The organism is Mesorhizobium sp. CA8, from assembly GCF_020164955.1.
Lineage (GTDB): Bacteria > Pseudomonadota > Alphaproteobacteria > Rhizobiales > Rhizobiaceae > Mesorhizobium.
Window position 1 is genome coordinate 147,536 of record NZ_JAIUHG010000005.1, and the last position, 12,972, is coordinate 160,507.

The following is a 12,972-nucleotide window of genomic DNA, read 5'->3' on the forward strand; positions in this document are numbered from 1 at the left end:
GCAGTTGTCGAACAAGTTGTTCACAATGGTGATCACACCGATATTGGCGACAGGGTTGCGGGCAAGAAGGCCGCTCGCTACATCGGCGCCATGAAAGTCAAAGACGCAGATATTCTGATCGTGCCGGGCTACACCAATTCCGGCCCAGAGCACTGGCAAACCCGTTGGCAGTCGAAACTGTCGACGGCGCGCCGGGTCGAGCAGGCGGAATGGACCAAGCCCGTCCGCGAGGACTGGACGGCGAGCGTGGCCAACGCCGTCAACGAGGCGGAGCGGCCTGTGGTTTTCGTTGCGCACTCGCTTGGCGTCGCGGCGGCGGTGCAGGCCATCCCGCAATTCAGGAAGCCGGTCGCGGGCGCCTTTTTCGTGGCGCCGCCGGACGTCTCCAATCCGGAAATCAGGCCAAGGCATCTGATGACCTTCGGCCCTTATTCGCGCGAACCCCTACCCTTCCCGTCCATCGTGATCGCAAGCCGCAACGATCCGTTCTGCGCCTTCGCGGTCGCCGAGGATATTGCCGCCGCCTGGGGATCGCTCTTCATCGATGCCGGCGAGGCCGGCCATCTCAACCACGACGCCGGCTTCGGCCCGTGGCCGGAGGGTTCGATGACTTTCGCCAAATTCCTGACGGAGTTGAAGGAGCCGTAACGCCGGCGTCAGGAACCGATCGAATCCCGCATGCTCTTCAGCAGCGTCTTTGCGCCGAGCGAGATCAGCGTGTGATCCGAGCCCATGGCGAGCAGCCGGAAGCCCATCGACACGACGCGCCCGGCGATCGCCGGTTCGATGACATAGATCGCCGCATGCTTGCCGGCCTTGCGCGTCCGCTCGGCGATCGACGCAACCGTTTCCATCATGCTTTCCAGCGTCGAGCTGACAGTGGCGCCGTTCGACCACGCGATCGAGAAATCGGACGGGCCGACGAAGATGCCGTCGATGCCGGGCGTATCCAAAATACCGTCCAGCGCCTCGAGGGCCGCCCGCGTCTCGACCATGGCGAAAGCCATGGTGCGCTGGTTCGTATCGCGCAGCCATTCGGCATGGTCGCCCTTGCCGTGACGCGGGAAGGCATAGGTTGGGCCCCAGGAGCGCTCGCCCAGCGGCGGATATTTCATCGAGGCGGCGAACTGCCTTGCATCGGCCACGGAATTCACCATCGGCGCGATCACCGCCTCGGCGCCGAAATCGAGCGCGCGGCTCGCCATGTCGAAGCGCCCGACCGGAATGCGCACCAGCGCCGGCTTGTTGGCCGCCAGCACCGGCACCAGGCCGCGCAGCACGCTGTCTTCGTGGTGTCCGCCATGCTGCATGTCCAGGGTGACCGCATCGAAACCCTGTTTGGCGATGATCTCGACCGTCAGCGCGTCCGGCACGCCCGACCATGCGGTGAAAAGCGTTTCGTCGGCGGCCAGGCGGGATTTGAGGGACATCGGAACTTTCCTTGCTAACAATCCGCAGTTTGGCCGGAAACGATGTGAAGGCAAAGAAAAACCGCCCGGTTTAGCCGGGCGGTCGATTGGTCCAGTCAGAGCAATTCCCGGAAAAGTATGGAACGGTTTTCCGCCCGGAATTGCGTAAAAACAAAGGGATAAAGCACGATGCCGAAAAGCGTGAAGCGGTTTTCGGGAGGCATCATGCCCATACAGGCTCAGCTGTTCTTGATCTGCTCGATCGCCTGCGCCATCAACTCGTCCATGGTGCGGCGAATCTGGTGATCGGACTGGTTGACGCCGGCGGCGTCGAAATCCTTGCGGATCTTGCGGAAGACGTCGTGATCGCCTGCTTCCTCGATATCGGACACCACCACTTCCTTGGCATAGGCTTCGGCATCGGCGCCGGATTTGCCGAGCTTCTCGGCGGCCCAGAGGCCAAGCGCCTTGTTGCGGCGCGCCGAGGCCTTGAAGCGAAGTTCCTCGTCGAAGGCGAATTTGCGCTCAAAACCCTCTTCGCGGTCTTTCATGCTGCTCATTACGTCCCTCCGATCAATCCGATTCGCTTGGCGGTGAATATGTGTGATGGGCAAGCACAAACCAAAAGGCCGCGAGCCGGTCAATATGCTTCGTCGCATGCTGCGCTGCGGCATTTCGGTCCCGAAAGCGGTTGATTCGCGGGATTTGCGGATTGAGCAAACAAGGCGATTGCGATAACACCGGCATTGAACGCCGCCTTCGCCCTACTAATTTAGGCAGACGGGCAGGAACCGGTCACTTGCCGCCTGCCCGCAGATCCAGAGAAAAAATCAAATGAAAAATCGCCGCCGCATTTATGAAGGCAAGGCCAAGATCCTCTATGAGGGGCCTGAGCCGGGGACACTGATCCAGTTTTTCAAGGACGATGCCACGGCCTTCAATAAGAAGAAGCACGAAGTGGTCGATGGCAAGGGCGTGCTCAACAACCGCATTTCCGAGCACATTTTCAACCACTTGAACCGCATGGGCATCCCGACCCATTTCATCCGCCGGCTGAACATGCGCGAGCAGCTGATCAAGGAAGTCGAGATCATTCCGCTCGAGGTCGTCGTGCGCAATGTCGCCGCCGGCTCGCTGTCCAAGCGCCTCGGCATCGAGGAAGGCACGGTGCTGCCGCGCTCGATCATCGAATTCTACTACAAGGCCGACGCGCTCGACGATCCGATGGTGTCTGAAGAGCACATCACCGCCTTCGGCTGGGCCAGCCCGCAGGAAATCGACGACATCATGGCCCTGGCCATCCGCGTCAACGACTTCCTGTCCGGCCTGTTCCTCGGCGTCGGCATCCAGCTGGTCGACTTCAAGATCGAATGCGGCCGCCTGTTCGAGGGCGACATGATGCGCATCGTCGTCGCCGACGAGATCTCGCCGGATTCCTGCCGGCTGTGGGACGTCGCCACCCAGGACAAGCTCGACAAGGACCGTTTCCGCCGCGACATGGGCGGCCTTGTCGAAGCCTATCAGGAAGTTGCCCGCCGTCTCGGCATCATCAACGAGAACGAGCCGCCGCGCCCCACAGGTCCGGTACTCGTCGCCTCTTCCGAGGCGCCCAAGGGCCTGAAGCACTAATTACTGACGGGCCTGCTCAGGCAGGCCCTTTTTCCTAAAACGACCGTCTGCCCAGGAGTATCGATGAAAGCCCGTATCACCGTGACCCTCAAGAACGGCGTCCTCGACCCGCAGGGCAAGGCGATCGAGCACGCGCTCTCCGGGCTGGGCTTCGATGGCGTCGGCCAGGTGCGGCAGGGCAAGGTGTTCGACATCGAGCTCGCCGAAACCGACAAGGCCAAGGCCGAAGCCGATCTCAAGGCCATGTGCGACAAGCTTCTGGCGAACACGGTGATTGAAAATTACGCGGTGGAGATAGCCTGACAATGAAATCAGCCGTCGTCCTCCTGCCTGGCCTCAACCGCGACCGCGACATGATCGCGGCGCTGACCAAGATTTCCGGCCAGGCGCCGGCGACCGTCTGGCAGACCGACACTGAAATCCCCGATGTCGATCTGATCGCCATCCCCGGCGGCTTCTCCTTCGGCGACTATCTGCGCTGCGGCGCCATAGCGGCACGCATGCCGGTGATGCGGGCGGTTGCCGAAAAGGCAGCCAAGGGCGTGACCGTCATCGGCGTCTGCAACGGTTTTCAGATCCTGGTCGAGGCGGGGCTGCTCCCTGGCGTCCTGATGCGCAATGCCTCGCTGAAATTCGTCTGCCGGCAGGTGAAGCTTGAGATCGCCAACGCCAACACCATGTTCACCCGCCGCTACCAGCCGGGACAGATCATCCGCTCGCCCGTGGCGCATCATGACGGCAATTATTTCGCCGATGCCGAGACGCTTGCCCGGATAGAAGGCGAAGGCCAGGTGGTGTTCCGCTATGCAGACGGCACCAATCCCAACGGCTCGATCAACGACATTGCCGGTATCGTCAACGATAAAGGCAATGTGCTCGGCCTGATGCCGCATCCCGAAAACCTGATCGAAGCGGCGCATGGCGGCAATGATGGCCGGGCGCTGTTCGAGAGCGCGCTCGGCGTCGCGGCTTGATCCTTTAACATCCTATCGGAACGCGGGGGCGGACTGACCATGAGACTGACGATCGCTCGCCTTGCTCTCCTGGCCGCGGCCGGGCTCGCCTTGGTTTCCTGCCAATCCAGCCCCAAGACCACGCCGGTGCCCTCGGGTAAGAGCGCCTCGCTGCTTGCGATGGAACAGGTTGCCATCTCAGCGCACAAGTGCTGGATCGCCAGCAAGGACCCGGCCTTCAAGTCCTACCAGATGGCCAATGAGCTCAATTCCTACAGCGGCACGCCGCGTTTCCTGCTGGTACCCGCCAAGCATTATGGCGGCAAGCCGCTGCTGGTGGTGCAGGCGCAGGGCAATTCCAGCCGCGTCGACGCCTTTGGCCCGCTGATGAATGAGCCGCTCGGCGCGCGCATCAGTTCCGATATCGCCCGCTGGCAGGCCGGCAATCCGTCCTGCGCGGCTGCCGCCTGAAAATTGTCATGGCCCGGTTCCTGCAGACCGCGGGACTGGCTGTCGGGCTGATTGCGCTTGTCCTGCAATTCGCCATCACCATACCGGCGTCGATGGCGGCGGGACGCAGCCTGCTCGGCTCGATCGTCTTCTATTTCAGCTTCTTCACCATCCTCACCAACATCGCGGCGGTGATGGTGCATGCTTCATTGCTGTCACCCACCGGCTATGCCTGGTTTCCGGCCTTTGCCGGACAGCGAATGCGCGCCGGCGTCGCGGTCGCCATGACGCTGGTCTTCATCGTCTATGCGACCGTGCTGGCAGGGCTTTGGCAACCGCAGGGCCTGTTCCTGCTTTGCGACATCCTGCTCCACTACGTCACGCCATTCATCTTCGTCGCGTGGTGGCTCACCGCAGGCGCCGACGGCAGCACGCGCTGGCGCGATATCTCCTGGTGGATGATCTATCCGCTGGCGTATCTCGCCTACGCGCTGATACGCGCGCGCTTCGCCGGCGAAGTGCCCTATCCGTTCCTTGATGTCGCCAAGGACGGCGCGGCCAGCGTCGCCGTTTCGGCCCTGGGCGTCACAGCCCTGTTCATCGGATTGGCCGTGCTTGCGGTGCTTGTCGATCATGGCATCGGCCGGTTGCGGGCAAAGCCCGCAACCCGCGTCTAATCGAGCCGCCGATAGGCATCACTCCCAGAACGCCTTGATGCTTTCGCGATGGGCGTCGCAGCGCGAGATACCGATATCCTTCAACTGATCGTCCGTCATCTCCATGAGCGCGAGACGGCCGCGCCGGCGCTCCAGCATGCGGTCGATCTGCCTGGCGATGGAACGGAGCACAACCGCGATGCGGCCGACGAAGCTGCGATTGGCCAGGGGCTCGGCCTGCGCGCCAAAAGCCAGGCGAGTATAGCGAATTGTCTCGATTGTATCCATTGTCATTCTGCCTTGTTCCGATTGTACCTTATCAATCGCGAGATCGATATGAATTGACTCATCGCGCGGTGCAATATAGAAAATTGTCACCATGACAAACTGGCTCCCCGATCTTTCCTCCGGCTCTGGTCCGCTCTACCAGCGTCTTGCTGACAGCATTGAGTCAGATATCGACAAGGGCGTCATCGACGCCGGTGCAAAACTGCCCCCGCAGCGCGACCTCGCCTATGACATCGGCACGACCGTCGGCACCATCGGCAGGGCTTATCAGCTGCTGCGCGAGCGCGGTCTGGTGAGCGGCGAAGTCGGCCGCGGCACCTATGTGCTCGGCCAGCGCACCGCAGACCCGAAACCGGATTTGGAACTTGCTATCCAGGGCACGCGCCCCATCGACGCACCAAGCGGCAAGCTGCGCTTCGACAGCACCGCCGCGCCCGATGTCGGCCAGGGCGCGGTGATCGTCGACATGCTGGCACGCACCGCGCAGGAGCATCCGCACGACATTTCGAGCTATACGCGGGATTTTCCCGAACGCTGGTACGAAGCCGGAAGCCGCTGGCTGGCACGCAATGCCTTCCGCCCCTCGCTCGATTCGATCGTGCCGACGCTGGGCACCCATGCCGCGGTCATGGCGGCGATCGCAGCGCTGACCATGCCCGGCGACTACGTGGTCTTCGAGCATCTCACCTATTCGCAGATCGCGCGCAGCGCCGGGCTGATCGGCCGCCGCACGGCGTTGGTTTCGACTGACGAGGACGGTATCGACCCGGCTGATTTCGAGCGCGTCTGCGCGCAGAAACATCCAAAGCTGATGTTCCTGATGCCGACCGCTAAGAACCCGACGCTGGTGACGCTGTCGGCGGAGCGGCGGCAGGCGATCGCCAAGATCGCGCGCGAGTACAATGTCGCGCTGATCGAGGACGATCTTTACGGCGAACTCACCGACGACCCGACACCGCTGCTGGCCGAATATGCGCCCGAGCGCACGATCGTCGCCGGCGGCCTGTCGAAGTCGGTCGCGGCGGGCGTGCGCGGCGGGTGGCTTTCCTGCCCGCCGGCCTACCGCCACCGCATCCGTGTCGCGCACAAGATGATGACCGGCGGCCTGCCCTTCCTGCTGGCCGAGGTCGGCACGCGGCTGGTGATGTCGGGGCAGGCGGGCGAGATCCGCAAGCGCTGCATTGGCGAAATCCAGGCGCGCCTCGCCATCGTGCGCGACGTGCTGGCGGGCTTTGATTTCAAGGCGCGGGACAACGTGCCCTTCGTCTGGCTGACCCTGCCGGACCCGTGGCTGTCCGGCACTTTCAAGAACGCCTGCCTGGCGCAAGGCGTGCTCATCGACGACGAGGACGAGTTCAAGGCCGGCCGCTCCGAGCAGGTCTTTCACGGCGTGCGCTTTGGCGTGTCGCAGCCGCGGCAAAGCACGGATGTCGCCGGCGGCGTCGCCGTCATCCGCCGCCTGCTCGACGAAGGCCGCGCCGGCTACGACAGTTTTTCCTGATCAAGCTGGCGAGCTCTAGGCCCCGACCTCCGCCGGCAGGGGCAGTTTCCGGCTTTTTTCGTCATCCGATGGGGTGTATCACGCAAAAGCTTGCGATAAGAGGAGACTCAAAGAAACTCCCCTCTCCCACGGACAAAAATCGCCGCTCATGACCATTCCGAATTCCGTGCCGATCACTCCCGAGCTCGTCGCCGCGCATGGGCTGAAGCCCGACGAATACCAGCGCATCCTCGATCTGGTCGGGCGCGAGCCAAGCTTCACCGAGCTCGGCATCTTCTCGGCGATGTGGAACGAGCACTGCTCCTACAAATCCTCCAAGAAATGGCTGCGCACGCTGCCGACCAGCGGTCCGCAGGTCATCCAGGGTCCAGGCGAGAATGCCGGCGTGGTCGACATCGGCGACGGCGACTGTGTCGTCTTCAAGATGGAAAGCCACAATCACCCGTCCTACATCGAACCTTATCAGGGTGCGGCGACCGGCGTCGGCGGCATCCTGCGCGACGTCTTCACCATGGGCGCGCGGCCTGTAGCGGCGATGAACGCGCTGCGCTTCGGCGCGCCGGATCATCCCAAGACCCGGCACCTTGTCGCGGGCGTGGTTTCGGGCGTTGGCGGCTACGGCAATTCCTTCGGCGTGCCGACCGTTGGCGGCGAGGTCAATTTCGATGCGCGCTACAACGGCAACATTCTGGTCAACGCCTTCGCGGCGGGTCTTGCCAGAACCGACGCCATCTTCCTGTCCCAGGCCAAGGGGGTCGGCCTGCCAGTGGTCTATCTCGGCGCCAAGACCGGGCGCGACGGCGTCGGCGGCGCCACCATGGCCTCGGCCGAATTCGACGACAAGATCGAGGAGAAGCGCCCGACCGTGCAGGTCGGCGATCCCTTCACCGAAAAATGCCTGCTGGAGGCCTGCGTCGAGCTGATGGCGTCGGGCGCCGTCATCGCCATCCAGGACATGGGGGCGGCCGGCCTGACCTGCTCTGCCGTCGAGATGGGCGCCAAGGGCGACCTCGGTATCGAGCTCGATCTCGACAAGGTGCCGGTGCGCGAGGAGCGCATGAGCGCCTATGAGATGATGCTGTCGGAAAGCCAGGAGCGCATGCTGATGGTGCTGCGCCCGGAAAAGGAAGAGGAGGCCGAGGCGATCTTCCGCAAATGGGGGCTCGACTTCGCCATCGTCGGCAAGACCACCGACGACCTGCGCTTCCGCGTCATCCATCAGGGTGACGAGGTCGCCAATTTGCCGATCAAGGAACTGGGCGACCAGGCGCCGGAATATGACCGCCCTTGGGTCGAGGCGAAGAAGCCAGCGCCGCTTGCCGCAAACGACGCGCCGAAGGCCGATGTCGCCGACGCGCTGCTGAAAATGCTTGGCGGACCGGACCTCTCCTCGCGCCGCTGGGTGTGGGAGCAGTACGACACGCTGATCCAGGGCAATTCGCTGCAGCTTCCCGGCGGCGATGCCGGCGTGGTGCGCGTCGAAGGCCACCCTACCAAGGCGCTCGCCTTCTCCTCCGACGTCACGCCGCGCTACTGCGAGGCCGATCCCTACGAAGGCGGCAAGCAGGCCGTCGCCGAATGCTGGCGCAACCTGACGGCAACGGGCGCCCTGCCGCTTGCTGCCACCGACAACCTCAATTTCGGCAATCCGGAGCGGCCGGAGATCATGGGCCAGCTCGTGGGCGCCATCAAAGGCATCGGCGATGCCTGCCGCGCGCTCGGCTTCCCGATCGTCTCGGGCAATGTCTCGCTCTACAACGAAACCAATGGCCGCGGCATCCTGCCGACGCCGACCATCGGCGGCGTCGGCCTGATCGTCGACTGGTCGAAGATGGCGCGCATCGGCTTTGCCGCCGAGGGCCAGATGATCGTGCTGGTCGGCGCGCCGCCGACCTGGGGCAGCCATCTCGGCCAATCCGTCTATTTGCGCGACATCCATGGCCGCGCCGACGGACCGCCGCCGCCGGTCGATCTCGCGCATGAGAAGCGCGTCGGCGACCATGTGCGTTCGCTGATCGCCTCCGGCATCGTGACCGCCGCCCACGACGTCTCGGACGGGGGCCTGGCGATAGCGCTGGCCGAAATGGCGATGGCCTCCGGCATCGGCGCCACCATCCCGGGCCTCACCGGCACCGACCCGATTCCGGTCTGGTTCGGCGAGGACCAGGGCCGCTATCTGCTGACGCTGTCAATTGACCCGCAAAGCGGCGAATGGGACAGGATCCGCGAGGGGCAGGGCAAGCTCGGCATCTTCGCGCCTTGGATCGGCACCACCGGTGGGCACGAATTGAAGCTGGGTGACGCACGGCCGATCCCGGTCAGTGAATTGACTGCCGCCCATGAGGGCTGGTTCCCGCGCTTCATGGATCAGGCCAGTTGACAAGGCTGACCGCCAGGGCGCTGGTTGCAGTCGTCTTCTGGCCGTCTTTGTTCTTCTTCTGGTTTCTCGGACCGTTCGTCCTGTTCCTGCTGTCGACGACCTCGAGCGAGGTCTGCCCGCGGCTGGAAACCCGCGCCGAGTTCCTGGCGGCGGCGAACGGCATGCTGCCGATGCTTATCGTGCAGACCCTGATCTACGCGGTTCCGGTCATCTGCCTCGTACTGTGGAACAGGCTTTCTCCGGAGCCGGCACAGGCAAGGCACGTCGCGACCTGCATCAAGCTCTTCGCCGTCGCCACGGTGATCGGGGCGGTTTGGGACTATGGCTCGTCCTTGATCTGCGACGGCTACGGCCAGGCCTTCTTCTCAACCGCATGGCAGATGACGAGCTATCTTCCTATCATCAGCCTGTTGATCAACATCCCGCTCTACGTGATGGTCTTCAGCCTCGGCCGCGCTTATTCGACGCGCGATGACATCACCGAAGATGGGGTGGTTCATCAGAGCCAGGACAATTCCTAGGCTTCATCACCCGACGGAACGGCTTCAATCCGGACTGGAAAGGCTTTAGGCTCACCCCGAGTCACATACAGCGTGCCCGCTTGGAACAGGATTTTGCCATGGCAATGGATGCCCACGACATCGAAAAGCTGATCAAGGAAGGCATCCCGGACGCCAAGGTGACCATCCGCGACCTTGCCGGCGACGGCGACCACTACGCGGCCGAGGTCGTTGCGGAGAGTTTCCGGGGCAAAAGCCGTGTCCAGCAGCACCAGATGGTCTATGATGCGCTGAAGGGCAAGATGGGCGGCGTGCTGCATGCTCTGGCGCTGCAGACCAGCGTCCCGGACTGAGCGCTGCCGGCCGTCAGGCCTTGGCCCAAATCACGTTATCCCTTGCGCCATTCAAGTAGCGTCACGGCTAACGTCTTGTTTCAGCCACCCTATGGGTTTATTTGAAGGACATGCTTCGAGCCTGACTCCCACAGGCGTGAAAGGATTGTCCATGACCGGCATCAGCGACTACATCGACAATGAAGTGAAGAGCAACGACGTCGTGCTCTTCATGAAGGGCACGCCCGGCTTCCCGCAATGCGGGTTCTCTGGCCAGGTGGTGCAGATCCTCGACTACATCGGGGCCGACTACAAAGGCGTCAACGTGCTCGACTCGGCCGAATTGCGGCAGGGCATCAAGGATTATTCGAACTGGCCGACCATCCCGCAGCTCTACGTGAAGGGTGAATTCGTCGGCGGTTGCGACATCGTGCGCGAGATGTTCCAGGCCGGCGAGTTGCAGGACTTCCTCGTCGAAAAGGGCGTCAGCGTCAAAGGCGCCGCCTGATCGGATTGCGTCGGCGACCGGCCGGCGGACACTCGCTTCCGGGGCCGCCCCACCTCGGCATTTAGTTCTCGGATCTGAGAACGAGACGAATGGATGCGCCGGTAATCCGGCGCATGTTCGTTTGAAGAATCGGATTTCGCGGTGGACAAGCAGGCAGCAGCGCAGCAATCGGCAACAAGCTTGCCCATTCCGCGCTGGGAATTCATTGCGCTCTGCGCGGCGCTCATGGCGCTCAATTCCTTGGCCATCGACATCATGCTGCCGGCGCTGCAGCAGATCGGCGCCTCGCTCGGCGTCGAGAGCGAGAACCACCGCCAATATGTCATCACCGCCTATATGCTCGGCTTCGGCGGCGGACAGCTTTTGTTCGGGCCCATTTCGGATCGCTTCGGACGCCGCGCGCCACTGGTCATTGGCCTTGTCGTCTATGTCGTGGCTGCGGCTGCCGCCGCCATAGCTCCCAGTTTCGCCCTGTTGCTGACCTGCCGTCTGATCCAGGGCATCGGCGCGGCCGCAACCCGCGTCATCGCCGTCTCGATCGTGCGCGACACGTTCGAAGGCCGGCGTATGGCCGAGGTGATGTCGCTGATCTTCATGGTGTTCATGGCCATCCCGGTCATCGCGCCCGGCATCGGCCAGTTCGTCATGCTGTTCGCCAGTTGGCATTGGATTTTCGTGACCATGGCTATCGGCGCGCTGATCGTTTCGACCTGGGCTCTGCTGCGCCTGCCGGAGACGCTGCGTCCCGAATATCGCCGCCCGCTCACGGTAGCGTCCGTACTCGGCGGCTTCCGCATCGTGCTCACCAACCGGCTCACGCTTTGCTACGCGTTTGCCAGCACGTTCATCTTCGCCGCCATGTTCGGCTTCATCAGTTCGGCGCAGCAGATCTACATCGACATATTCCATGTCGGCGAATTGTTCCCGCTGATCTTTGCCGGAGTCGCCGGCGTGCTTGCCTTCTCCAACTATCTCAATTCGCGGTTGGTCGGACAGATCGGCATGCGCCGCCTGTCGCAAGGCGCGCTGCTTATCTTCCTGTGCATCAGCCTTGCCTGGCTGGTGGTCTCGCTGGAGATGCAGATGCCGCTCTGGCTCTTCGTCACCTTCTTTGCCGGGGCGATGCTGCCATTCGGCGGACTGGGCGCGAATTTCAACGCCCTGGCCATGGAACCGCTCGGCGAGCTCGCCGGGACTGCCGCATCCATTCTTGGCTTCATGCAGACGTTTCTCGGTGCCCTGATCGGCGCGGCGATCGGCCAGGCCTATAACGGCACGGTCACGCCTTTGGCCGCAGGTTTCTGCAGCGTCTCGGTAGCGGCTTTGCTGATGATCCTGATCGCCGAGCGGGGCAGGATGTTCCAGCCCCACAATCCCCCCGTTTCAGGGCACGTCACGGATCTGCACTAGATTGCTGTGGCCGGCAGGCCTGCCGGCCCTGGCCAAGCGCAGGATTTGGTCCTACTCGGCCCAGAGCTCGCGCCGCAACTCGTCCCAGCTTTGCTTGTCCGGCGCAACCAGCAGGCCGTCATCGACATGCGAGGGCAGGTAGGCGCTGCCGTCGACGCGCGCGACATGGCCGCCGGCTTCCTGGTGAATCAGCGCACCGGCGAGATGATCCCAGGGCATCAGCTTGTTGTAGAGCACGAAATGGGCGTGGCCGCTGGCCAGAAGCCGGTATTCATGCGCCGCGCAGCGATAGGCGAATTGCGACAGCGTCTTGGTTTGGTTGCGGGCGAGCCGCGAGCGTTCAGGCTCTTGGAGAAACTGCCACGAAACGGCGCCGGTCATCTGCGACATCGGCACCGGTGCCGCGACGCGAACCTTCTCCAGCGCGCCATGCGCGTGGCGGATATGGCTGCCGGCGCCCTTGGTCCCGATCAGCCAGTCTTTGCCGACCGGGTCATGGATGATGCCGGCGACGGTCTCGCCATTGACGACGACGCCGGCCATGACGCCGAACAGCGGCACGCCGGAAGCGAAATTGAAAGTGCCGTCGACCGGATCGATGACGAAGGCAAGCGCGGCATCGCCAAGTCCCGACAGCAGCGCCGGATTGTCGGAGCAGGCTTCCTCGCCGACCACCATGGCGTCCGGATAGCGCTCGAGCAGCCGGGCGGTGATCAGCCTTTCGGCGTTGACGTCCGCCTCGGTGACGAGGTCGGCGGCGGACGTCTTCTGGCGGACGTCGCCCTCGCCCAGCCGGCGGAAGCGCGGCATGATTTCGGCGTTCGCCGCGTCGGCGAGGAGCTCGGCCAGCCAGTCGATCGCATTATCGTCAAATCGCATCGGAAATGTCTTGTCCAGGGTTCGTGCTAGAGCATGATGCCGAAAAGTGTGAAGCGGTTTTCGGACGACATCATGCT

16 protein-coding genes are annotated in these 12,972 nt (G+C 63.2%); 12 read left to right on the forward strand and 4 right to left on the reverse strand.

Annotated features, from left to right (window positions below):
* Window positions 1–90 precede the first annotated feature (90 nt).
* Complete coding sequence (locus LB553_RS07875; RefSeq protein ID WP_224512121.1) at window positions 91–648, forward strand: RBBP9/YdeN family alpha/beta hydrolase; 558 nt, start codon at window positions 91–93, stop codon at window positions 646–648.
* An 8-nt stretch (window positions 649–656) separates the two neighbouring features.
* Here LB553_RS07875 and LB553_RS07880 read toward each other — a convergent pair whose 3' ends face one another.
* Entirely contained in the window at window positions 657–1,430 is a 774-nt protein-coding gene (locus LB553_RS07880) for an HpcH/HpaI aldolase family protein (RefSeq protein WP_224512123.1), read from the reverse strand.
* 218 nt (window positions 1,431–1,648) lie between these two features.
* The gene (locus LB553_RS07885; RefSeq protein WP_217577192.1) at window positions 1,649–1,969 is read right to left on the reverse strand and encodes a DUF1476 domain-containing protein; all 321 of its coding nucleotides are present in this window, start codon (window positions 1,967–1,969) and stop codon (window positions 1,649–1,651) included.
* Between the two features lie 274 nt (window positions 1,970–2,243).
* On the opposite strand from LB553_RS07885, the gene purC reads away from it, so the two are divergent.
* The 5 genes from purC (at window position 2,244) to LB553_RS07910 (ending at window position 5,118) form a co-directional block, all read left to right on the forward strand.
* Window positions 2,244–3,038, forward strand: a complete 795-nt coding sequence (purC, locus tag LB553_RS07890) for a phosphoribosylaminoimidazolesuccinocarboxamide synthase (RefSeq protein WP_040995384.1) — start codon at window positions 2,244–2,246, stop codon at window positions 3,036–3,038.
* A 63-nt stretch (window positions 3,039–3,101) separates the two neighbouring features.
* Window positions 3,102–3,341 carry a phosphoribosylformylglycinamidine synthase subunit PurS gene (gene purS, locus LB553_RS07895; protein WP_224512124.1) on the forward strand — a complete coding sequence of 80 codons (240 nt, stop codon included), beginning with the start codon at window positions 3,102–3,104 and terminating at the stop codon, window positions 3,339–3,341.
* Window positions 3,342–3,343: 2 nt separating this feature from the next.
* The gene (purQ, locus tag LB553_RS07900; RefSeq protein WP_224512125.1) at window positions 3,344–4,012 is read left to right on the forward strand and encodes a phosphoribosylformylglycinamidine synthase subunit PurQ; all 669 of its coding nucleotides are present in this window, start codon (window positions 3,344–3,346) and stop codon (window positions 4,010–4,012) included.
* A 39-nt stretch (window positions 4,013–4,051) separates the two neighbouring features.
* Window positions 4,052–4,462, forward strand: a complete 411-nt coding sequence (locus LB553_RS07905) for a hypothetical protein (RefSeq protein WP_224512126.1) — start codon at window positions 4,052–4,054, stop codon at window positions 4,460–4,462.
* A gap of 8 nt (window positions 4,463–4,470) precedes the next feature.
* A complete protein-coding gene (locus LB553_RS07910; protein ID WP_224512127.1) occupies window positions 4,471–5,118 on the forward strand; it encodes a Pr6Pr family membrane protein in 648 nt (215 codons plus the stop codon).
* Window positions 5,119–5,136: 18 nt separating this feature from the next.
* On the opposite strand, the gene LB553_RS07915 is transcribed toward LB553_RS07910, so the two are convergent.
* Complete coding sequence (locus tag LB553_RS07915) at window positions 5,137–5,478, reverse strand: DUF1127 domain-containing protein (protein WP_318011484.1); 342 nt, start codon at window positions 5,476–5,478, stop codon at window positions 5,137–5,139.
* Here LB553_RS07915 and LB553_RS07920 point away from each other — a divergent pair.
* The 6 genes from LB553_RS07920 to LB553_RS07945 all read left to right on the forward strand — a co-directional run bounded on the left by LB553_RS07920 (window position 5,477) and on the right by LB553_RS07945 (window position 12,016).
* Window positions 5,477–6,886, forward strand: a complete 1,410-nt coding sequence (locus tag LB553_RS07920) for a PLP-dependent aminotransferase family protein (protein ID WP_224512128.1) — start codon at window positions 5,477–5,479, stop codon at window positions 6,884–6,886. The two genes, LB553_RS07915 and LB553_RS07920, sit on opposite strands and share 2 nt — an antisense overlap.
* Window positions 6,887–7,034: 148 nt before the next feature.
* Window positions 7,035–9,266, forward strand: a complete 2,232-nt coding sequence (purL, locus tag LB553_RS07925) for a phosphoribosylformylglycinamidine synthase subunit PurL (protein ID WP_224512129.1) — start codon at window positions 7,035–7,037, stop codon at window positions 9,264–9,266.
* Entirely contained in the window at window positions 9,263–9,787 is a 525-nt protein-coding gene (locus LB553_RS07930) for a hypothetical protein (RefSeq protein WP_224512130.1), read from the forward strand. Before purL ends, LB553_RS07930 begins: the two co-directional genes overlap by 4 nt.
* Window positions 9,788–9,885: 98 nt before the next feature.
* Entirely contained in the window at window positions 9,886–10,119 is a 234-nt protein-coding gene (locus LB553_RS07935; RefSeq protein ID WP_040995401.1) for a BolA/IbaG family iron-sulfur metabolism protein, read from the forward strand.
* Between the two features lie 151 nt (window positions 10,120–10,270).
* Window positions 10,271–10,606 carry a Grx4 family monothiol glutaredoxin gene (gene grxD / locus LB553_RS07940; RefSeq protein WP_040981263.1) on the forward strand — a complete coding sequence of 112 codons (336 nt, stop codon included), beginning with the start codon at window positions 10,271–10,273 and terminating at the stop codon, window positions 10,604–10,606.
* A 186-nt stretch (window positions 10,607–10,792) separates the two neighbouring features.
* Window positions 10,793–12,016 carry a multidrug effflux MFS transporter gene (locus LB553_RS07945; protein WP_412033317.1) on the forward strand — a complete coding sequence of 408 codons (1,224 nt, stop codon included), beginning with the start codon at window positions 10,793–10,795 and terminating at the stop codon, window positions 12,014–12,016.
* 51 nt (window positions 12,017–12,067) lie between these two features.
* On the opposite strand, the gene LB553_RS07950 is transcribed toward LB553_RS07945, so the two are convergent.
* Window positions 12,068–12,895 (reverse strand): inositol monophosphatase family protein, encoded by an 828-nt coding sequence (locus LB553_RS07950; protein WP_224512132.1) that lies wholly within the window; start codon window positions 12,893–12,895, stop codon window positions 12,068–12,070.
* Window positions 12,896–12,972: the final 77 nt, after the last annotated feature.